This window comes from candidate division KSB1 bacterium (genome assembly GCA_022562085.1).
Classification (GTDB): Bacteria; Zhuqueibacterota; Zhuqueibacteria; order Oceanimicrobiales; family Oceanimicrobiaceae; genus Oceanimicrobium.
On record JADFPY010000006.1, the window covers coordinates 1 to 22,202 of the forward strand.

Consider the following 22,202-nt stretch of genomic DNA (forward strand, 5'->3'; position numbering starts at 1 on the left):
GGATAACTCTGGGCAAGACTTCAGCCTGATCAACTCGCAAAAGAGTTTGATGCACCGACCCTTCTACTATACGCACGTTACCGCAGACCCTAAGGACGAAAACACGGTATACGTGAACAATGAAGGCTTCTTTAGATCAGTAAACGCAGGCAGCACGTTCACCCGGGTGCGAACGCCACACGGTGACAACCACGACATGTGGATCAACCCTGAAAACACCGATTTCCTTTTTCAGGCCAACGATGGTGGCGTCAATGTCAGCCTCGACGGCGGCAAGAGCTGGTCGGAGCAGTACAACCAGGCCACGGCCGAACTCTACCACGTCGTGGTCGACAACCAATTTCCGTACTGGGTTTACGGTGAGCAGCAGGATAACAGTACCATTAGGGTGCCGAGCCTGCCACCAGTTGCAAGCCGACTGATTTCTCCAAAGCAGTTCTGGCTCGCAGTGGCTGGGTGCGAAACGGGCCCGCTAGCGGTGCATCCTCTGAAACCGCACATTGTTTATGGAGGCTGCAAAGGCCGGTTTAGCCGCTACAATGGTCTGACCGGCCAGGAGATGCAATATTGGGTCTATCCGCATTTCAACTACGGGCATGCTGCCAGTGAAATGCCCTTCCGTTTTCAACGTACCTCACCCATCGAGATTTCACCGCATAACCCGGATGTCATTTATCATACGTCGCAGTATGTCCACAAAACCACTGATGAAGGACAAACCTGGGAGATAATAAGCCCGGACCTTACGGCCAAGCCTGCTGGAACCCAAGGGTATTCCGGAGAACCGATTACACACGATATTACGGGCGAAGAGATTTATAGCACTATCTATGCTTTCAGAGAATCATTACATGAAGAGGGCGTCCTTTGGGTAGGAACCAACGACGGTTTGGTACACATTTCGCGCGACGGCGGCCAAAACTGGAAAAATATCACGCCGCCCGATCTGCCATCCGGAGGCCGGGTTCAAACTATGGAGCCATCACCCCATGCCCCTGGGCGTGCGTTAGTGGCGATTTACCGCTACATGCTCGATGACTGGTCGCCCTACATCTACAAAACAGAGGATTACGGAACGAGCTGGGAACGCCTTACAGACGGTACAAACGGCATCCCGGATGACTACCCGACTCGGGTTATACGCGAAGATCCTGTCCGCAAGGGCCTGTTGTATGCGGGTACGGAATTCGGTATGTTCGTCTCGTTTGATGACGGTAAACACTGGCAGTCTCTGCAGCTGGATTTGCCGGCAACCCCGATTACAGATATCAAAGTGCATCACAACGATTTGGTGTTGTCTACCATGGGTCGGTCATTCTGGATTCTCGACGATGTAACGCCGCTGCACCAACTTACTGAGAAAGTGGCCTCCTCTTCAGCCTATCTGTTCAAACCGAGAGACACCTATCGGAGTCGCTGGCCTTCTACGCGAAGAAGGGGTGACGGTGCGACGCCCGAGTATCCGTCAAACGGCGTCATGATTTACTATTATCTGGCCAAAGAAGGCAGCGAAGAACTCATAGTCGACATACTTGACGCAGCGGGCGATCCGGTAAGGAGTTTTTCCAGCGACACCACGAAAATAGCATCCCGGTCAGATGCAGAGGAATCATTCAGGCGCCGGCCTTTACCGAAGCCGCTGTCAGAAAAAGCAGGGATGCATCGCTTCATCTGGGATATGCGTTATCCCGATACGGCGCCGCTCGAAAGTCTGCGTGCCGAGAGAGGACCGCTGGCCGTACCGGGTCCCTACCAGGTTCGATTGACAATCGGTGACTGGAGCCAAACCCAAAACTTTGAGTTGCTAATTGATCCAAGGGTGGCTGCAGATGGTGTCACAGTTACTGATCTACGTGAACAGTTTGATTTGAACACACGAATCAGCGATCGGATTAGCGAACTACGCCAGGCAGTGCTGCGAATCCGGGAAGTCCGGAGTCACCTCGATAGCGCAGCGGCCCATTCCGAAAGTAGTGCTGACATAGTGGCTCAAGCAAAATCTATCCGTTTAAAACTTACGGAAACAGAACAAGCACTCGTCCAAACTGAAAAAGGCAAAGTTGGCGCCCAACTCAAGCCAATGCTGAACAGACAGCTGACTTATCTCTACGGCATGACCACAGTCGCCGACCAGAAACCAGGACACGATGCCGGCAGGCGGCTTGAGGATATTGAAAAAATTATAGCACTACATCTTGCAGATCTGCAAGACCTGTTGACTGAGGAGCTACCGAAATTAAACGTTAAACTTCAGGCCAGGGGCTTGACAACAGTTAAGTGACAGTCATTGAGGGCCGGAAGCCGCTCATTTAATCTTGACAATTAACAACTTTTTTGAGATTTAAGGAGACACAAATGATTACGTTCAAGAATTCACATCTAATCCCGATGCTGACCTTGAGTTTGCTTTTGTCCCTGTTGATGGCAGGGGAACTCTTGACACAAGTACCACATCCTGCAGACGTCTTCGGCTTCAACCCTGGAGATGATTACAAACTCGCTACTTATGATCAAATGCTGGATTACTACAAGCGTCTGGACGCAGCCAGTGCCCGGGTACAGATGCGGGAAATCGGCAAGTCGACTTTGGGCAAACCACTGCTTTTACTTTTCATCTCCAGCGAGGAAAATCTAAAACAACTCGACCGCTGGCGCAGTATCAGCGAACAGTTAGCCCGTGCCCGTATTGATGAGGAAACAGCTCATAAGCTGGTGAAAGAAGGTAAGTCCATTACTTGGATAGATGGGGGTTTGCATGCTACCGAAGTCGCCCACGCCCAGATGACGACCTTGCTCGCCCACAAAGTCGCCACCGAAGAAACGGCAGAGATGCAATCAATTCGTGCCAACACGATTCTGCTGCTCATGCCGGTCATGAATCCCGACGGCTTAGACATCGTGGCCTCCTGGTACAAACAGAACCTCGGAACCCCTTTTGAAACGACGCGCCCACCCTGGCTGTATCATTTTTATGTCGGTCATGACAACAACCGCGATTGGTTCATGAACAACATGCTGGAGTCCAAAGCGGTTAGTCAGGTGATTTACCAGGAGTGGTACCCGCAGATCGTTTACAACCACCATCAAACCGGACCCAATTGGACCAGGATCTTCCTGCCACCTTTTGCCGATCCGGTGAATCCGAATATTCACCCGGGCGTCACAACAAGCGTAAACCTGGTAGGCAGCGCTATGGCAAATCGTTTTGCGGTAAAAAAAATGCCCGGCGTGGTTTCTGATGTGGTCTACAGTATGTGGTGGAACGGCGGCATGCGTACAGTACCCTATTTCCACAACATGATTGGCATCCTCACCGAGACCAGCCACGCCACACCGACGCCGAGATTTTTCGAACCCGATTCCCTTCCGAAAACCATCGCGAGCAGACGCGGTGCTGGGCTAACCACATCCGGCACGAATATTTTCTATCCCGATCCCTGGAAGGGCGGAAAATCACAGTTCAGGGAACCGATAAAGTACATGCTCACTGCTTCTATGGCTGTTCTAAAAATCGCCACCGACCTCAAGGAGCAATGGCTTTACAATATCTACTCGATGGGACGCGACGCCATTGCCCAGGGTGAAACCGAAGAGCCGTATGCATACGTTATCCCCAAGGAACAGTGGAACTCCGGTGAAGAATTGAACCTCGTTAATGTCCTGCTGATTGGCGGTGTAGAGGTCCATAAAGCAACAAAGAGCTTTAAAGCCGGCGAACAAAAATACCCCGCCGGGTCCTATGTTGTCTACACCGCCCAGGCATTTCGACCTTATCTTGTTGACCTGCTGGAGAAGCAACAGTATCCCGATCGGCGGCGCACGCCTAATGGTCCCCCGGAGCCGCCTTACGATCTTGCCGGCTGGACCTTGCCACTACAAATGGGCGTCAACATCGATCGCATCGACAGTCCGTTTGATGCTCCGACCGTCGCCGTAGCGGAGATGGTTTCCCCCGAATCTGGCAAGGTTAGCGGTGGCGCTCGCTTTGGTTACCTACTTTCTCACCGACCGAATGCCAGTATCCTGGCTGTAAACAGGCTGCTTAATGACGGAGAACAAGTCTTTTTGAGCGGTGTGCCGGTCTCGGCCAAGAAGCAGAACCTTGACGCAGGCACCTTTGTTATTAAATCCAATGGTGAGGAAACTGCTGAGAAAGTCGCGGATTTGTCTCATGATCTCGGACTTGATTTTTGGGGTATCGATAAGGAACCTTCTGGAAAGATGTATCCGTTGCAACAAGGGAGAATAGGAATTTACAAATCCTGGGTGAGCAATATGGATGAAGGGTGGACGCGATGGCTCTTAAACGAATATGAATTTGCCGCCGATACCCTGCACGATGCCGATATTCGAAAGGGGGATCTCAGAAGTTACACCGCAATTATTCTCCCCCATCAATCTGCGAAAAGAATTCTTAATGGTCATACAAAAGGCACGATGCCCGAACAATATACGGGTGGGCTTGGCATCGAAGGAGCCGTTGCCTTGAAACGGTATATCGAAGAGGGTGGAACAGTGGTTGCCCTCGATGCGGCAAACGATTTTGCCATTGAGCAATTCGGATTGCCGGTGCAGAATGTCGTTTCAGGGTTGTCTTCGAAACAATTCTTCATTCCAGGTTCTTTAGTAAAAATTGCGGTGGAGACAGAACACCCGCTGGCCTACGGCATGCAACCGGAAACAGCGGCTTCGTTTAATCGCAGCCGGGCCTTTAAGGTTGTCAAATTATCACGCAAAGGTGAGGGCGGTAAGGAAGATATTCCTGAGGCACCCTCACCCGCTGTTGAAATCATTGCCCGCTATGAGAAAAAAGATCTTCTCATGAGCGGTTGGGCTTTAGGAGATGAGAAATACATCGGGGGTAAGGCTGCGATGATGCGAGTAGGTTTGGGTAAAGGGGATGTCATACTTATCGGTTTCCGCCCACAATTCCGTGGTCAGCCCAGAGGCACCTACAAATTGTTATTCAATTCACTGCTTGGACTTACTCTCGATGAAATACCCGCTGGTGAAGAATCGATGACCGAGACAGAGGATTGATGGCTTGGTCGATTTATTCTTGTTTATGACACAAATTATTTACCTGGATGGGAATATTTCGCGTTCGTAGGTTTGTTTCAGTAGGTATCTCTTTACTCAACCGCAAATTCAGCAAATTGAATTATGAGTCGATTTGATTTAGTAAGTGCAATAATCATAGCAGAAATAATTGTTTTTACTGCTTGTAGTCAAGATCCCTCAAGTCCGGATGCAAATTTTGAGCCCGAAGGGATCATTCATGAAGACGCACGAATCTTCATAGTTGACAGGACGGGGAAAAGGTGGGATGTCACCCATGCAAAAAAGAGGTATGACATGGAACCGTCCAAATTCCAATTTGGCTTGGGTCCCAATGCCATCAGGCCGATCTTAACCCCCAAGATGCTTTCCCCCGGCGACACGGACTATCCCGATGATGAAGCTGACTTTCTTGTTCTCGGCACGACCCTGAATGACGGCACTCGGCCCCTGAGTGACGGCACTCGGAGTTATTCTATTATCGACCTGACTCGGCATGAAATCGCTGATGAAAAATTTGGTAATTTGCATGTGGCGGTGGCTTACTGACCGCTGGTTGATTTGGCTGCCGTGTACAGCCGGGAAATAAAAGGCTTGACCGCCTCGGGAGGTCAGGACTCAGTCCTCACCTTAAGTGCCAGCGGATGGACATATGAATTCACTTTCGTCTTATATGATTATGAAACCGAAAGCCTCTGGTACCACCTGGAAGGTGAAGAGGGGTTAACGTGTATCAGCGGACCTCACGCAGATCGGACTCTTGAAGAATTTAGATCGACGAAGACTCGCTGGAGCACTTGGAAGGCCGACCATCCGGAGACTAGATTTATGGACCCCGCCTCCAAATAGAAAATCTTATCCACTCAAATTTTCTAAAGAATTAACTAACATTTCTCACTGGCTTATGGCCGCTCCGGCCGCCAAAAGCAGGCGTCCTGCACGGGCTGCGTGCGCCTCCTCAACCGGTGGCGCTTCGCGCACAATTATAGTTAGCCGCTCACCGCGTCTTTCTTGTGGGGTCGCCCTCCGCAGAAGGTAGGGGCGCCAACAAAATCTTCCCTAGACTCCAGTCCGCCAAACAAATTGTAGAGCGGTTAGCGAAGAGTGTGCAGCTATAGCTGCCACACCTCATTCCTTCCGCCCTTCGCTCTTCGCCCTACCTGTTAGAAAGTAAGTAGTGGTTTGATGCTATTTTGTGTAAATCAAACCCAAGGAATAACTCGTTCCGGACACCGTATTCTTGCCGGCATAAACGTGAAGGAATTCTCCCTGAATGGCTATTTGTTTGGTGAGGTTAACTATGATTGAGGGGCTGATTTTAAAAATATCTTGATCGCCTTGAATTATGTTTGGAAGAGCGCCACCACCACCAGGTAAGGGAGTCGTAACCGGCTGACCAACAATATCCGGAGGAGCAATGGTACTTTTCAGCCCGTCAAAAGTAACTTTGACCAGGACGGAGCCAAAGGAATAGCCGCCTTCCGCTGTGAAAAGAATCTGATCATGTAAAGGGCCACTGCGCCGGCGATAACCAACGCCACCGGTTAAATAGGCTGGAAAAGGAAACAGGCTTTTACCGATTAACAAGTGGCTAACAAAATCTACATTGCCGGTACCCAGCGGCGGGCCATCGTTATCAGGCGCGGCTTCATACCCAAGAGGTATTTCGATGCCTGCTTGATAGGACAACATAAGCGCTCCATCCAGCAGAGCATAGCGCCCTGAGAGAGCCAGGTCGGATACTCCCTGAGTATGACTCGTGACTTGGCGTGCAAGCACTCCCCCGCCGATAATTTCGGTACGTTTGGATGTCAGGGTTTTCAACGGAAGATTTGCAACTAACGTAAATTTTTCAAATAAACCATATTCGAGATAAGCGGTCAGATTTAAGTCTCTGAAGGAAGTATCTTCATATATGATTCTCTCCTGGAATATGTCAAGTCGCCGCCCTTCATGATTGAACTCTTTCGTCGTAAGGAAATAATTACCGGACACCTTAAAATAAAATCCATGCTTTTTTTGTACCCAGGCACCACTCAAAACCAGATTAGGCGTGATTAAGTTTGCTACCAAGCAAGCGAACAAAATCCAAATTATGATTTTTGTTTTCATTTGATAAGAAAGAATGTTCTTCTTTGAGGTTTATAGAAAAAACCGTTTTAGAGACGAAGATATTCCCGCTTCCTATGACAAGTTAGAGTTAAGGTGAATGAATGTCTTGACAATTTAAAAATATTTTCCATATTATGGAGCATAAAACGTGGCTAAATTTGAGCTAACTTTGTTAATGTTGAACAAAAGGCATTTTTTTAAATTATGAAACTCTGTTTAATATTTACCTTCCTGTTTAACGTCGGTCTTGTGGAAAAACCACAGAAACCAACAATCATCGAGCGCCTCGAATTTAACGGCAGGCTCCGGAGTCTGCGCAAACACGATGACCTTCTTCCTCGAAAAGTTGATGATGTCATCAGGAGTTTCAAAGATACAGTTCGGGTATCCTATGACTGTCCCAAGGGGAGCAAGTTCAAACGAGTCTACATAAATGTGACGACAAGGCATATCAAGTGGGATAGAAATTTGTCAGTTGGTGAAGAGCAGTTTCACGTACCTGGCGGGACTGTCGGTTACTACATTTGGCAGCCTACTATTATCATGAAGGGGAAAGAAAAGCGTATTTATGCAAACAATTTTATCATGTTCACCCTTGAGACGGCCGGCAAGCAAATGAGCTCCACACCGCTGGTGGATGAAGCGCTTTTTTATCATGAACTTCTGCACGGCCAGCTCCTTTTCGACGCTATGAAGAAAAAGAAGTGGCGGAAGAAGGTCTGCGACGGTGATTTCGACATGGGTCCCAGCGATTCAAATCACAAACGTATTCCCGGACTGGTACAAAATTATCTTCGTAGAGTTGCTGCCATTACGAAGGATGTTTGTGCAGTTTCCATTCCACCCCAACGAGCATCCCCGACCGCTTTTTTCGAAATTCAAATTGCAAGTACTGATATCCTTAAGAACAAAAAAAAGTGGCAGGCAATGACATATTATCCGAACGGTTCTAATGTAGATCCGAACAGTTTCGTGATTGAACCCAAAGGAACGAAAGTCATTGCATCGGGAAAATTAATCGATAAAAATCAAAAGGGATTTGTCTTGGTGCACTTTATCGAAGCAAGATAATACCCATTTGTCTTTTGAACAAAGGAGATGCCCGGATGAGCTTATTAAAAAGGAAGTCTCGATTTTTATTTTTGCTGCTTATCATTTTCCCCGGACTGTTTTATATGTCTGTTTCATGCCAGGAAAGTGAGTTCGATTTCATCATAAGAAATGGCAGTGTAATCGACGGCACTGGAGGTCCTGCATTACAAGCTGACCTGGGAATCAAAGGCGGCCGAATCAGCGAGATCGGTAATCTGGAAACTAGGACGGCCACAAGGATCATAGATGCCGGGGGTCTCACGGTTGCACCTGGATTTATCGATTTACATACCCATGCCGAGCGCAAAATATTAGAATTTCCGTCAGTGGAAAATTACATCCGCCAGGGTGTTACAACGATTGTCGGTGGAAACTGCGGCGGGTCTCCATATCCAATCGGAGACTTTTTAGAGAAAGTCGAGGAAACCGGCATCGCTCTGAATCTCACTTTGCTCGTCGGACACAATACCGTTAGACGAGAAGTGATGGGCCGGGAGAATCGTTATGCCACTGCTGAAGAGTTGCAAGAAATGCAAAGTTTGGTTCAAAAAGCCATGCAGGATGGGGCGTTCGGTATGTCAACCGGTTTAAAATACATTCCGGGCGCTTACTCAAATACTGAAGAAGTAGTGGCTTTGTCTAAAGTGGTCAGTAAGCATGGTGGCTTTTATGCCACACATATGCGCGAGGAAGGAATTGGATTGCTGGACGCCGTTGAAGAGGCCTTGAATATTGGCCGTCAGGCGGGATTGCCGGTTCATATCTCTCATCATAAAGCTGTGGGAAAATCGATGTGGGGTAGCAGTGTTAAGACCCTGAAAATGGTGGATGAAGCCGTTGAAGACGGAATGGACGTTACCGTAGATCAGTATCCTTATACAGCGACCAGTACGGGCTTGACTGTGCTGTTCCCCGCCTGGTCTCTCGAAGGCGGAGAGGAAAAAATTAAAGAACGGCTTGAAGATGCAACCCTTCGAGCGAGGATTAAAGAAGGAATAGTTCATAACATTTTGTACGACCGCGGCGGCGGCGACCCGGCCACCATCGTCATCTCTTCCTATCCCTCCGATTCCGCTCTCGAAGGTAAAAACCTTGCCGAAATCACTAAAATGCGCGGCAATGAGCCAACTCCCGAAAATGCGGCTGAGACTCTCATGGATTTATATCACGCCGGCGGCGGACGAGGAATTTATCACTGTTTGGTTGAGGAAGACGTTGTAAGAATAATGAAGCATCCATTTGTCATGCATGCTTCCGATGGCGCCACTATCGAATTTGGCAAGGCGAAGCCTCACCCCAGGAGTTACGGCACTTATCCCCGCGTCCTGGGCCGGTATGTCAGAGAGCAAAAGGTCCTGTCTTTAGAAGAGGCTGTCCGGAAAATGACCTCGCTTCCGGCAAAGAGGCTTGGGCTAAAGGATCGCGGAGTTTTAAAGAAAGGTATGTGGGCAGATATCGTTATCTTCGATTCTCAGAAAGTGATCGACCGTGCGACCTGGACTGAGCCACATCAATATCCTGAAGGAATTCCTTTCGTTTTAGTCAATGGCCTAGTTGTGATTGATGAGTCTAACCGGACCGGCGAATTCCCGGGAAAGGTTTTACATGGAGCAGCGAGCGAGCAAACTATTTCCGAGAAATAGATCTACTATTTTTAAAAAGATAGGCATACCATTAGTTTTCGTTATGTTAGGCCTGGCGTTTGGGTTGTCCGCTCAAACGCCGGTGGATGGTTGTTGGAACTGCCTTCTTTAGCGTCAAGAAATATGGAATTGATAAATTGTCACCATCGGCATGCTTAACACCTGCATTTGCAAATCAGCGGCCTGCCCGAATAAGTTCTTTTGCTGTAATTGATGGCAGATGCGGTCATCTTTGATCCACAAAAAGTTATCGACTGAGCGACCGGGACCGAACCACATCAATATCCCGATGGTGTTTTATGTTGAAGTAAATGGAGAGTTGGTGATTAATAATGAAAAATGGATTGGGGTTTACTCATGTAAGGTGCTTTACTATCGATAATGGTTCAAAATTTGGCATAGTTCTTGAGATACTTCTGTCCGAAACTTCGTTAGAATAATGAACTGCTAGGATGGATGTTTGTAAAAATGTACAAAATGTTTGTTGATAAGGATTGGAAAAAACAATAAAATTTTGTTTGAAATCGACTTTTTGCAGGGACAACGATGAATATCTTAGTGGATGAAAAAACCGACGTTAACCATACACCCTCTATTAATCTAAATCTGAACGTACGCGGGCTAAAACCATCGGCGACTCTCGCAATCAATGAGCGGAGTGCAGAGTTGATCGCCGAAGGTCGCGATATTATCAAATTTGGTTTTGGACAATCTCCTTTTCCTGTTGCGGCACCCGTTGTTGAGGCACTGCAAGAAAATGCTTTTCAGAAAAATTACCTTCCTGTGAAAGGGTTGTACGCACTTAGGGAAACCATTGCCGAGTACCATTGTCGGAAGTATGGCATAAAACGAAAGGCTGAAAATGTCTTGATCGGTCCCGGCTCAAAGGAGCTGATGTTCCTACTTCAGTTAGCCTACTACGGAGATCTGGTGATTCCAACGCCATCGTGGGTTTCCTACGCCCCGCAGGCGCAAATTATTGGCAGACGGGTTTACTGGCTGCCTACCAACTCCGCTAATAACTGGCTGCTCATGCCGGAGCAATTCGAAAATTTGTGCCAGGAAGATCCCGATCGGCCCCGGCTGTTGATACTTAACTATCCCAATAATCCGACGGGCCACACCTACACGAGAGAGCAGCTCAAGGAATTAGGGGAAGTTGCCCGGAACCATCGGGTCGTCCTGCTTTCCGATGAAATTTATGGTGAAATTCACCACGAAGGTAAACATACGTCGATTGCCGAGTTCTATCCGGAAGGAACGATCATTAGCACAGGTCTGAGCAAATGGTGTGGTGCCGGTGGCTGGCGGTTGGGAGCCTTTACCTTTCCGGATTCTTTACAGTGGCTTCTCGACGCGATTGCAGTGGTTGCGAGTGAAACTTACACGGCCACCAGCGCGCCAATCCAGTACGCGGCTATTCGCGCTTTCCAGGGCGGCGAGGAAATCGAAGCATATTTGGTTCAAAGTCGTCGCGTCCTGAAAGCAATCGGTACATATTGTTACAAGAAAATGAAAGAAACCGGCATTAAGATTCATCAACCGCAAGGTGCGTTTTATTTATTTCCAAGTTTTTCCCCTTTTAAAGGGGCTTTAGAGAGACAGGGGATAAAAACCAACACGATGCTCTGTGAAAGAATTTTGCAGGATACCGGCGTTGCAACTTTGCCGGGGGCCAGCTTCGGACGGCCCGACTCTAAGTTTGCACTGCGACTGGCTTATGTCGATTTTGATGGCGCAAATGTCCTGGCGCAGGCCGGCGCTATTGCATTGGATGAACCGCTTACTGAGGAGTTTGTCGAAAAAAATTGTCCGAAAGTAAGCACTGGCATCGAAAGACTATGTTCCTGGGCAAATGACTTTAAATAGGGGGGATGGCACCATCTTAACTGCCCAAATTACTCATTGACCTGATCTACCCCATTGAAAGAAGTTAGCTGCAAATCCGTTCTTATTGTTTCTTTTCACTACTTATTTTTTAAACTGCTCGACCAACCAGACCACTCAGATAGAAGAACTATCCGGTGATTTAGCTGCGCATATTGAAAACATTGCTCGGCAGATGCCCGGGCGCGCAAGCGAAGGATTTGTAAAGCCTACAGCAGGCCAGCTCAACAATTGGCATGATCTTGTTATTTTATTTTTAGACGGCAATCTGCCTGAAGTTCAATCTATAATTGATACTGAGTTCCCTTTTTACCGCCTTCTCAGATATAAAGACACAGGAATTGACGACCGGATATATTATGTTCTTGAAGAAAATCTCCCGGTCAGAAAGGGTTGGGGCACCTATGTTTTGAACCCCAATCAAAAGCGCGCAATTTGTGTTCAAAGTCCACATCCCTTATATGACATCAATACACCTATCGAGGCGGCGGAAATTTTCAGACGTTCCGGGTCCCTTTTTTTTATGCTGGCAGGAACCCACAGATGCGCTAATTCCGAACCTACACAATGTGATGGAACTTTTCGAGGATGCGGTGAGGATCGGTATCCGGTTTCCGATATAGCGCATTTTGTTACATCTGTGTTCCAGGTTACTCATGAGGCCGTTTCCGAGTATGAAGACCAAATCTATTCTTTGAGCATTCATGGTCACAATCGTCCTGAATGTGAAGATATTTTTCTAAGCAGCGGTTTAAGCGACGGGTCTAAGCAGATCCTGTTTGATCTTAAATCCAATCTTAAGGACAGCGGCTTAACCGTCGCAGTGGCGGGGGATAGTTCTTCAAATTGTCCTTTGCTGGGGAGTACAAATGTCCAGGGAAGATTCGTAAACGGTTCAACCCTGTACAGGGCCGGGCGTTACGGCGACCGGTTTTTTATTCACATTGAACCAAGTCGATTGGTGAGAGACAATTTTTCAGAATATTCAAAATTAATTGAGGGATTCGTTTAACAATAAACCAAAAGTGAAGTGAGGGTATAGTAGCTCAACGGATGGCTTTAATACACACGACCAGGGTCCTGTTTTTTCGGTTTTTCCCACGAAACATCCAAACCAATCGTAGTAAATTTTCAATATTCCCGACTCTGTAAGCACCACTCATGCCAACAGTATAATTTTCAAAAACTCCGCGAAGCAAGCACTTTTTTGAGTTTTTTTTGTTATTTTTTTTTAAATCGAGTCAATCGCAGAAAATCAATTGGGTGGGATGTGGAACCATCGATTGCCAAATCAGCCAGGATTTCCCCGATTACCGGTGCGAATTTAAAGCCATGACCGGAAAACCCGGCGCCAATAATTACGTTTTCATGTTCCGGGTGCCGATCTAAAATGAAATTAAAATCCGGCGTGATTGTGTACATGCAAACGGTAAAATTCGTTCGAGTCGGCTGAAACCCTGGAAAGACTTTTTCAAAAAATCGCAAAACAACGGGCTCGTCTTCCGGCTGGAGAGTTCTGGTTAACTTATCTGGCTGCGCGGTGAGCCCTGGTATTTCGTGCTCGCCAATTTTCAACCCCAATGGGTTTATGGCCGGGAAGCCATAAAAACCGCCAAAGTCTAATTCCACATAAAAGCTCGGAAAGTTGCCAAGTTTATAGTTTGAAATTTCAGGCGAGTCGTACCAGAAAAGAACTTTTCGCCAAATATCAAAGTCAATTCCCAATGAAAGCATTTCCTGGTTTGCCCATGCGCCGGCTGTAATGATCAGCTTGTCGGCGACAATTTCTCGACAGTCGGTTTTTATTGAAATGTGATTTTGTTTAGGCCGCCAATTTAGAACCTTTTCATTTGTATGTAACGTTGCTCCGTATCCCCGGGCAAGGTCAGCAAATTGTTCAACGGATTTTTCCACATGCAAAAATCCGGCGATTGGATCATAATAGACAACAAAATTTTCCGGTAAATGGAATTGTGGGAATCTTTTCCTGGCTTCAGTGACTGTTATCTTCTCGTGAGGCAAGTCATGTTTTTCATAACACAGGTCAAGCCCCTTGATCACTTCAGAATTCGGTTTGCCGGCAACAACCAGGCCGTTTTTAACAAATAGTTGCACGCCGGCTTCTTTCTCAACTTCATACCAAAGATCGTAAGCCCGGTTGAGAAGCGGGATATAGTCGGGGTGTTCAAAGTAAGCTTTACGAATAAGCCGGGTTTCACCATGAGAACTGCCGCGGTCGTGTGCCAGGTCAAATTGTTCAATGCCGCAAACTTTTAACCCTCTTTTTGCAAGTGTGTAAAGCGTGGCGCTTCCCATGCCACCAACGCCGAGAATGACTATATCGTATTTTTCCGGTTGGCTGCTTATTTTTAATGATTGTGACAAACGGGATCCCGGTTTTTTTTATGATGGAAGACAATTGACAACAGAAACAGTTCGTCCCTCCAGGCTTTTTCGCTTTTCGGTCTTTCGGGGTTAATACCCTGCCGCCTGTCCATCCTTGCGCGACTCGGAGGCACCATAATAAACTTTGTTTTCCCAATCAAGCATAATGCCCTGGTAGCCGCCGAAGCTGCCGACATTTGTACCAATACGATGTCCCATTTCCCTCAAGTCACGATAAACTTCATAGGGCAACCCCGATTCAAGGTAAACGCTTCCGCCGTTTGTCATTTCTTCCCCGGTTGGCTGCGAGGAGCCCTGGTGCAAAATTCTCGGCGCATCGCCGGCCTCCTGGATATTCATGCCAAAGTCAATTATGTTTATAACTATTTGTGCATGACCCTGTGGCTGCGTGGCCCCGCCCATGACGCCGAAGCTCATAAATGGTTTGTCGTCTTTGGTGATAAAGGCGGGAATAATTGTATGGAACGGACGTTTGCCGGGCGCGTAGGTGTTGAAATTTCCTTCTTCAAGGTCAAACAACTCGCCGCGGTCCTGGAAGATAAATCCGAGTCCATCCGGAGAAAGCCCGGTGCCCATGCCGCGGTAATTGCTTTGAATGAGCGAGACCATGTTACCGTCCTTGTCGGCCGTAGTTAAGTAGATGGTGTCGCCCGCCAGCAAAGCCGGATTCCCTGCATCGTAGCGTCTTGCTGCGCGTTGCGGATTAATCAAAGCGCGCCGTTGTGCGGCGTATTCTTTCGAAATAAGTTCTTTAAGGGGAATCTGATTGAAATCGGGGTCGGCATAAAATTTTGCCCGATCTTCAAAAACCAGTTTTTTGGCTTCGATGAAGTGGTGGATGTACTCTTTGCTGCCAAACCCCCACCCCTGAATATCATAACCTTCAAGGATGTTCAAAATTTGCAGCGCCGCGATACCCTGGCCGTTCGGCGGCAACTCCCAGACGTCGTAACCGCGATAGTTTGTGGAGACGGGTTCGACCCAATCGGATTTGTGGGAGGCCAGATCCTCGTACGAGAGAAAACCACCGACCCGCTTCATAAAAGCAGCCATAGTTTTGGCAAGCTCACCTTTGTAAAAAACGTCCCGGCCGCCTTTGGCGATTTTTTCCAGGGTGTTGGCAAGATTAGGGTTTTTAAAAACCTCCCCTTTCTTTGGAGCCCGGCCATTTGGCATGAATGTTTCTTTAAAGCCCTCATATTTTTTTAAAAACGGCGCACTGCGATTCCAGTAGTAGGCGATGAGCTCTGAGAGCGGAAATCCCTCCCTGGCATATTCAATTGCGGGTGCCAGATTTTCTTTCATGGAAAGATTCCCGAATTTCTTGTGCAGCTCAAACCAGCCGTCAACACAGCCGGGAACTGTAACCGGCAGCGGGCCATGACTCGGAATCTTTTCTAAGCCTTGTTTTTTGAAATAGTCAAGAGTAAGCGACCTGGGTGAACGGCCACTGGCGTTGAGTCCGTAAAGTTTTTTTGTTTTAGCATCCCAAACAATTGCAAAAAGATCCCCGCCAATTCCGTTGCCGGTTGGTTCCATCAAACCAAGCACGGCATTCGCAGCAATCGCAGCGTCAATGGCATTCCCACCTTGTTTCAAAATGTCCAGTGCAACTTGCGTCGCTAAGGGTTGACTGGTGGCGGCCATGCCGTTGCGGGCGATAACCTCGGAACGGGTAGCAAAGCTCCTGCCCGTGATTCGGTCCTGGGCATAAATAGGTAATGAAAACATCGAGACGAAGATGAGGGAATTAATAGATTTGATCATGTGCTCTCCTTAATTATGTCGAACTTTCAACTAACAGCACATTTGATTGAAGCTGATAAATGATTTTTAAAAGTTAACCATCTAAACGTAAATTGTCAAGTTGATTGATTCATCTCCGGTAAAATTGACTCACACCTGACACAGTGTCTTCGATGCGGACACAACTGAGCCATCCAAGTTTTTACCGTTACCCGGATGTTAGTGTTATAATAATTTGTAAATTAAATACTTAGAGTCGAGTCAAATTCGGGGCTAATTCTTGGTACGTTTCTTGTATAGCGCTTGCCAATGAATTAAAGATGTAAGCTTCGCATCAAGGACGAACCCACACCTCAGAACTGCACCTCGCGTCTTTCTTGCTCGAAAGCCTCTTTTCATTTACAAATTATTTGAGAGTTTTTTTAAAGATACCTTATCTAAGGAGATAGAAACAGTTAAGGAAGAATTCCAAAGGGTCTGGAGGCCACGGATGAAATTATTAATCATTGCAATTTTGACGAGCTTGTTCTCGCTCAATTTTTTGGCGGGCAATTCAAGCGAGCAGAAAAATAAAATCTCATACTTTGAGAAATCACTTCGGACGGTCGAGGGAGTTATCCAGGTTGATTTCGTTCGGCGATCGAGCAATCAAAAAGTTTTGAAAATTCTGGACATATTTAACCCGGGTTTACGGAATGATTTAAAGCAAGAAATTGCCAACGAGATTTATAAGATGAGCGTTAAATATCCAAATCTCGATGTGAATTTGATTTGTGCCACAATTACCCATGAAAGCGCCCGTACCTGGGATCCAAAAGTCGTTTCAAAGGCTGGAGCAATGGGGCTGATGCAGATTATGCCGGCGACTGGTGAGTGGTTGTCAAAATACGAGGGAATCTCCTGGACCGGAGCTGAAGAGGTTTTGTTCGATCCTATTTATAATATAAGATTGGGAACGCGCTACCTCTCCGCTTTGATTGAAACCTATGATTTGGAAGGCGGTTTGGCAGCTTATAACGGCGGCGACAAAAGAGTAAAATTGTGGTTGGCAAATGATAAAGCGGACGGCATTTTGTGGCCCGAGACCAGGGCTTACATCCCCTTTGTGTTGAATTTGTATGACGAGTTTAAGAGTAAAAGTCTTTAGAAATAGATGTCCCTCAAAAAGCCCGGGTTTACCTGGTGGAGCGCCCGGGTTTTTTTACCCCCCAATCCTTTTCCTTTTTATTAAATACTCAAACAGGGCACGGTCGTAGTTTTCTTTGGTGTTGAGCATGACATAGTCGATTTGGTGCTCCCGGCAGAATTTTTTATACGTATTGATAAATTTGTTGACCTGTTGTTGATATTCACTTCGGATATGCCAGGGCTGCGTGTTGATTTCTTCACCCGATTCTAAATCCTTAAACACCGCATCCTGCTTGAATTCAAAAGTTAGTTCCAAAGGGTCCAGGATTTGAAAAACGATGACCTCGTGTTTTTTATGGCGGAAATGCCGCAATCCGGAAATTACCTTCTGCGGGTCATCCAATAGATCTGAAAACAGAATAATCAACCCGCGCCGTTTAATCCGGTCCGCCATTTGATGCAGGGCTGTGGAAAGGTTGGTTTTGGAGCTGCTTTCGGTGTGATCCAGTTCGGTTAAAATTTGGTTGAGGTAGGAAGTGACCGAGCGGGGCGGGAGATACCGGCGGATTTTTTCATCAAATGTAACCAAGCCGACTGCATCTCGTTGGCGTATCATTAAATAAGACAGAGCTCCCGCCAAATACGATGCGTACTGCAATTTACTCATACCGGTTGATGAGTACCCCATGGAAGCAGAGGCATCCAGGAGAATGTAAGATTTTAAATTGGTTTCTTCTTCAAACTGTTTGACATAAAAACGGTCGGTTTTGCCGTAAACTTTCCAGTCGATATGTTTGATTTCATCGCCGGGCATGTATTGACGGTGTTCGGCAAATTCCACGCTAAAACCGTGGTACGGACTTTTATGCAGACCGGTAATAAATCCCTCTACCACTAAGCGCGCGCGTAAATCCATAGAGCGAAGCTTCGAGACAACTTCTGGATTCAGGTATTTTCGAGTATCCGTGACTTGTGAAGTTGGCATTCTTTAATCTTTTTTTTCTAACAGCCGTTCCACGATGTCGACCGTTCCGATTCCTTCGGCTTCGGCGTTGAAATTTGTTACCAAACGGTGCCTGAGGACCGGCTTCGCTAGGGCATGAACATCGGCGATTTCAGGAGTTGGCCGGCCATCCAAAATGGCGCGAGTCTTTGCTCCCAGAATTAGATACTGAGAAGCGCGCGGACCCGCACCCCAACTAATCGACTCACGTATAAAGCTTGGTGATTTTTCATAATTCGGCCGTGTGTTTCGAACTAAACTCACTGCAGCGTTAATGACCTCGTCCGCTACCGGCACCCGGCGCACCAAATTTTGTAAATTCAATATTTCATCCGCTTTTAATATGGGGTTCAACTCAGCTTCATAGGCGCTCGTCGTAGATTTAACGATCTGCGCTTCTTCCTCTCTGGATGGGTAATCCACCCAGAGGGTAAACATAAATCGATCCAGTTGCGCTTCCGGGAGAGGGTAGGTTCCTTCCTGCTCAATCGGATTTTGAGTGGCCAGGACAAAGAATGGTTCAGGGAGTTTATAGGTAGTTCCGGCGACGGTGACTTCGTGTTCCTGCATAGCCTGCAGTAGCGCTGCTTGGGTTTTGGGAGGAGTACGATTGATTTCATCAGCGAGGACAATATTGGCAAAGACGGGTCCTTTTACAAATTTAAAGGCTTTGTGACCGGTCGAGGTGTCTTCTTCAATGATTTCCGTCCCGGTAATATCGGAAGGCATTAAGTCGGGAGTGAATTGAATTCGGTTAAATTTTAATTCCAGAACTCGCGACAGGGTGCTAATCAAAAGTGTTTTAGCCAATCCCGGCACGCCAACCAGCAGACAGTGCCCCCTTGCCAATAAAGAGATGAGCAACTCATCGATGATTTTTTTTTGCCCGATGATTACCTTCGCAATTTCAGCTGTGATTTTATCACGAGCCTCTTTTAGTTCATGGACACTTTCTAAATCACTCGAGTTAATTGGATTTTCTGCCATTCAACCTCCGACTCTACTATTCGCTGATAGGGATTCTTATTAAAAATTTTGGGTTTTAATTGTAACCATTTCACGTCCAAATGTCAAATGAATTTTCTTGATGTTAGCCTCTGGTTTCATTAAGTTAACATTAGCATTTATATCGAAAGCTGTGGCTGTCCAAAAAGTACAGAAAAGGTCGTTGCGAATCCCCCAATTTTCCTTTTTAATATTAGTATGAAGGTCGGGGGATGAAGAAATCGTATGTTTTCGAAGGAGATTGTTTCGCAAAAGCATCTCCTGAGCAAGGTCGAAGGAACGCTTGCAAAAATGTCCTTTTGCACACTTTCGGATAGCCGCAGGTTGTCAATTTTTTACAAAAGAACAAGAAATGCAAAAAATTAATCTAAAGGGCTTTGATTTAAACGAGCTTCGCGACTTCGCCGAGTCAATTAACGAAAAACCCTTCCGCGGTGATCAAATCTTTAGCTGGCTATACAACAAAGGTGTCAACTCTTTCGATGAAATGACCAACCTGTCCAAAGACTTAAAAGAAAAATTGCATGAACGTGCCCGAATTGGTCAGCTTAAATTAATTACAAAACAACAGTCGACCAAGGACCAGTCGATGAAATATTTGTTTCAATTGGAGGACGACAGCCAGATTGAATCGGTGCTGATGTTTGACGACAACCGAGCCACACTCTGCATCTCCACCCAGGTTGGCTGTGCCATTGATTGTAAGTTTTGCGCGACCGGTATGATGGGACTGAACCGGCATCTGACGCCGGGCGAAATCATTGATCAAGTTTTAACAACACGAAAGTTAAGCGGCCAAAAAGTAACAAATGTTGTTTGCATGGGTATGGGTGAGCCGTTTCATAATTACGACAATTTGATGAAAGCCTGTGAACTGCTCAGTGATGAACTAGGCCCCAATTTAGCAAAGCGCCACATTGTCGTTTCTACCAGCGGTCTGATTCCCAAGATTTACCGTTTCGCCGATGAGAATCATAAATATCGTCTGGCGATTTCCCTGAACGCGACGACGGACGAAATCCGGTCGCGGATTATGCCGCTTAACAAAAAGTGGCCGATCACCGAACTGATTAAAGCAGCCAAATACTACACGAAGAAATCCGATCAACCTGTGACGATAGAATATGTTTTAATGGATAAACTGACCGATTCGTTAGAAGATGCGAAACGCTTGAAAAATATAGTAAAAGGGCTGTATTGCAAAATTAATTTGATTCCGTATAATGCAACACTCGGAGAATTTAAACGGCCAGAGGAAAAAAGAATTATGCAATTCTACGAGCAAATGCGGGATTTAAATACGCCGGTGACGATTCGCTGGAGTAAGGGGGATGATATTGATGCCGGTTGTGGTCAATTGGCGGCCAAGGCTTAGTTGGAGACTTCTTTATTATAAACGCGATGACGCAAGGCTGTCTCGCGAGAAAAATCGCGACAGGATTTTGGGGTCGTTTTGAAATTTTTTGAAAGCCGCTTTTGGTCGGCTTTGTTTAGATTGACCACGAGAATTTTTTGACATTGTTCTTCAGTTTCCTGAAACTTTTCAAGCTTTGCATAAATTTCATATAGGTTTACACGGCAAATGATTTCATTGTAGGGCGAAAGGACATTTTCGGTTTTTAAAGATAAGAGAATTTTTTCGTAATAGCCGGCCGCCTCATCCCAGAGCTCGAGCTTCTTTGCTGTTTTCGCTGCGCACCAAAGGAAGATTCGGCTTTGGGGAAACTCTTCAAGCGCTTTTTTAACAATCTCGAACCCTTCCTTGTAGTTTTCTTCCTCAATGTAAATCCAGCAGAGCCCGCTCATCGCGCTGTATCGAGAGTACTTGCTTTTGTTCAGGGCGGTTTTTATCATTTCGATGCCTTGTTTCCGTTCATCTCCCACAAAAGGCAGCCAGGTAAAATAGCGGCTCAACTTGCTTCTATAATACTTGTAAGTTCCCAGGCCAAAATAGAGATCATATAAGGTGCTGTCATTCTTCAGAGTTTTTTCCAAAGCCTTAATACTGTTCCTGCTTGTTTTAAAAGCTTCCATAAGTTTGTTTTGCTTCCCTTGATAAAATGCCAGGTAGCCATAGCCGCCACCTAAAAAGAAATAAGCCCAGGGATCCTTTTGGCTGTCTTTAAGATAACTTTTAGAAAGCTTGATGGTTTTTTTTACCAAATCGAGAAACTCGGTTTCCTTGTCGTAGGTTTCGAAGTCCATCATTTGTGTTTGTAAAACAGCCGCATGAAAAAAGTAGCCTGCCGGGTTTGCCGGCATTTCTTCCTGCATTCTTGTAAAGATAGAAATGGCTTTGGGATAAGATTGCTCAATACTTAACCGAATTCCTTCTCGAATCAGTGAATCACTTCGAGTTGAAATGAGTTGAGAGAAACAAACGCTAGGTACTATAATTACGAGGGAAAATAAAATTAATCGAGCTCTCACAGACACTTTGCTTCTCTTTTTGGTTAGGATGATTAGAAAAAGTCGTTAAACATACTGAGCCGCATTCAAAAAAAGTATCGTCATTTTAGGCAAAAACTCATCTGTGCGACCAAGTTATTAGTAAAACTTAAAGTGAATTTCTTAACAGGTTGTAGAAATAGCTGATTAGTGCCGATATTTTAGGAAAGAATATTTTGTTGACTTTTATCTTAAAAAGGCTAATTTTAATTCAAGCTTGAGTTTGAGTTGAAGGAATTGTCATGGCAAAAAAATTACATAATGCATATGATATTAACCGATTGCAATGAGAACCTATATAAAATTTATGCGATTTGGTTATTTGTTCATAAATAGTAATACTTATCGTTATTTTTTTCTTGACAAGTGATATTTTTTTTTGTACATTGCGAACGTATAATCGCTTCAGATAAATCCTGCCTTATTCTCGAGGAGACGATAATTCAATCTGTTTTGTGTGTGACCAAACGGGGTGGTAACTTCGATTAATTGTCTTGTTGCATCTTGCTAAGCTAGGGATATGGAGATGATTTGTTGAGTTGGAACCTGATCCTATCTTACCTTATTGGGAAGGAATGAACGGTATGCAATCAAAAAAAGTTAAGATAATTTATTTTTCTCTCTGTGACTCAAAAGCTAATCAGATAGAACTGTCATGGAGGAAGTTCTTTTCA

The 22,202-nt window shown here is 46.1% G+C and carries 17 protein-coding genes; 10 read left to right on the plus strand and 7 right to left on the minus strand.

Translation table 11 applies throughout. The features are described from left to right. The 4 genes from IH879_01105 to IH879_01120 form a co-directional block, all read left to right on the plus strand. A partial coding sequence (locus tag IH879_01105; GenBank protein ID MCH7673533.1) for a hypothetical protein occupies positions 1–2,281 on the plus strand: 2,281 nt, incomplete at its 5' end. Positions 2,282–2,355: 74 nt separating this feature from the next. After that, a complete protein-coding gene (locus IH879_01110) occupies positions 2,356–5,040 on the plus strand; it encodes a peptidase M14 (GenBank protein MCH7673534.1) in 2,685 nt (894 codons plus the stop codon). 123 nt (positions 5,041–5,163) lie between these two features. Beyond that, positions 5,164–5,607 carry a hypothetical protein gene (locus tag IH879_01115; GenBank protein MCH7673535.1) on the plus strand — a complete coding sequence of 148 codons (444 nt, stop codon included), beginning with the start codon at positions 5,164–5,166 and terminating at the stop codon, positions 5,605–5,607. A 12-nt stretch (positions 5,608–5,619) separates the two neighbouring features. Continuing rightward, positions 5,620–5,907: a DUF3179 domain-containing protein gene (locus tag IH879_01120; protein ID MCH7673536.1), complete on the plus strand. Its 288-nt coding sequence runs from the start codon at positions 5,620–5,622 to the stop codon at positions 5,905–5,907. Between the two features lie 339 nt (positions 5,908–6,246). On the opposite strand, the gene IH879_01125 is transcribed toward IH879_01120, so the two are convergent. After that, the gene (locus IH879_01125; GenBank protein MCH7673537.1) at positions 6,247–7,170 is read right to left on the minus strand and encodes a hypothetical protein; all 924 of its coding nucleotides are present in this window, start codon (positions 7,168–7,170) and stop codon (positions 6,247–6,249) included. A 204-nt stretch (positions 7,171–7,374) separates the two neighbouring features. Between IH879_01125 and IH879_01130 the strand changes: the two genes are divergently transcribed. Both IH879_01130 and IH879_01135 read left to right on the plus strand, forming a co-directional pair. Then, on the plus strand, positions 7,375–8,241 hold the full coding sequence (locus tag IH879_01130; protein ID MCH7673538.1) for a hypothetical protein: 867 nt from the start codon (positions 7,375–7,377) through the stop codon (positions 8,239–8,241). A 35-nt stretch (positions 8,242–8,276) separates the two neighbouring features. After that, a complete protein-coding gene (locus IH879_01135; GenBank protein MCH7673539.1) occupies positions 8,277–9,905 on the plus strand; it encodes a D-aminoacylase in 1,629 nt (542 codons plus the stop codon). A 114-nt stretch (positions 9,906–10,019) separates the two neighbouring features. On the opposite strand, the gene IH879_01140 is transcribed toward IH879_01135, so the two are convergent. After that, positions 10,020–10,184 carry a hypothetical protein gene (locus IH879_01140; GenBank protein MCH7673540.1) on the minus strand — a complete coding sequence of 55 codons (165 nt, stop codon included), beginning with the start codon at positions 10,182–10,184 and terminating at the stop codon, positions 10,020–10,022. Positions 10,185–10,451: 267 nt separating this feature from the next. Between IH879_01140 and IH879_01145 the strand changes: the two genes are divergently transcribed. Beyond that, entirely contained in the window at positions 10,452–11,774 is a 1,323-nt protein-coding gene (locus IH879_01145) for an aminotransferase class I/II-fold pyridoxal phosphate-dependent enzyme (GenBank protein MCH7673541.1), read from the plus strand. Between the two features lie 85 nt (positions 11,775–11,859). Further along, the gene (locus IH879_01150; protein MCH7673542.1) at positions 11,860–12,804 is read left to right on the plus strand and encodes a hypothetical protein; all 945 of its coding nucleotides are present in this window, start codon (positions 11,860–11,862) and stop codon (positions 12,802–12,804) included. A gap of 209 nt (positions 12,805–13,013) precedes the next feature. Here IH879_01150 and solA read toward each other — a convergent pair whose 3' ends face one another. Together solA and ggt are read right to left on the minus strand one after the other, a co-directional pair. Further along, on the minus strand, positions 13,014–14,177 hold the full coding sequence (gene solA / locus IH879_01155) for an N-methyl-L-tryptophan oxidase (GenBank protein ID MCH7673543.1): 1,164 nt from the start codon (positions 14,175–14,177) through the stop codon (positions 13,014–13,016). Positions 14,178–14,267: 90 nt separating this feature from the next. Further along, positions 14,268–15,965 carry a gamma-glutamyltransferase gene (gene ggt / locus IH879_01160; protein ID MCH7673544.1) on the minus strand — a complete coding sequence of 566 codons (1,698 nt, stop codon included), beginning with the start codon at positions 15,963–15,965 and terminating at the stop codon, positions 14,268–14,270. A 469-nt stretch (positions 15,966–16,434) separates the two neighbouring features. Between ggt and IH879_01165 the strand changes: the two genes are divergently transcribed. Further along, on the plus strand, positions 16,435–17,091 hold the full coding sequence (locus IH879_01165; GenBank protein ID MCH7673545.1) for a lytic transglycosylase domain-containing protein: 657 nt from the start codon (positions 16,435–16,437) through the stop codon (positions 17,089–17,091). Positions 17,092–17,145: 54 nt separating this feature from the next. On the opposite strand, the gene IH879_01170 is transcribed toward IH879_01165, so the two are convergent. Next, positions 17,146–18,057, minus strand: coding sequence for a DUF58 domain-containing protein (locus IH879_01170; GenBank protein MCH7673546.1), 912 nt, complete (start codon positions 18,055–18,057; stop codon positions 17,146–17,148). A 3-nt stretch (positions 18,058–18,060) separates the two neighbouring features. Continuing rightward, positions 18,061–19,062: a MoxR family ATPase gene (locus IH879_01175; protein ID MCH7673547.1), complete on the minus strand. Its 1,002-nt coding sequence runs from the start codon at positions 19,060–19,062 to the stop codon at positions 18,061–18,063. 370 nt (positions 19,063–19,432) lie between these two features. Here IH879_01175 and rlmN point away from each other — a divergent pair, with 370 nt between their 5' ends. Then, the gene (gene rlmN, locus IH879_01180) at positions 19,433–20,455 is read left to right on the plus strand and encodes a 23S rRNA (adenine(2503)-C(2))-methyltransferase RlmN (protein ID MCH7673548.1); all 1,023 of its coding nucleotides are present in this window, start codon (positions 19,433–19,435) and stop codon (positions 20,453–20,455) included. On the opposite strand, the gene IH879_01185 is transcribed toward rlmN, so the two are convergent. Beyond that, complete coding sequence (locus IH879_01185; protein ID MCH7673549.1) at positions 20,452–21,342, minus strand: hypothetical protein; 891 nt, start codon at positions 21,340–21,342, stop codon at positions 20,452–20,454. The genes rlmN and IH879_01185 overlap by 4 nt on opposite strands. Positions 21,343–22,202: the final 860 nt, after the last annotated feature.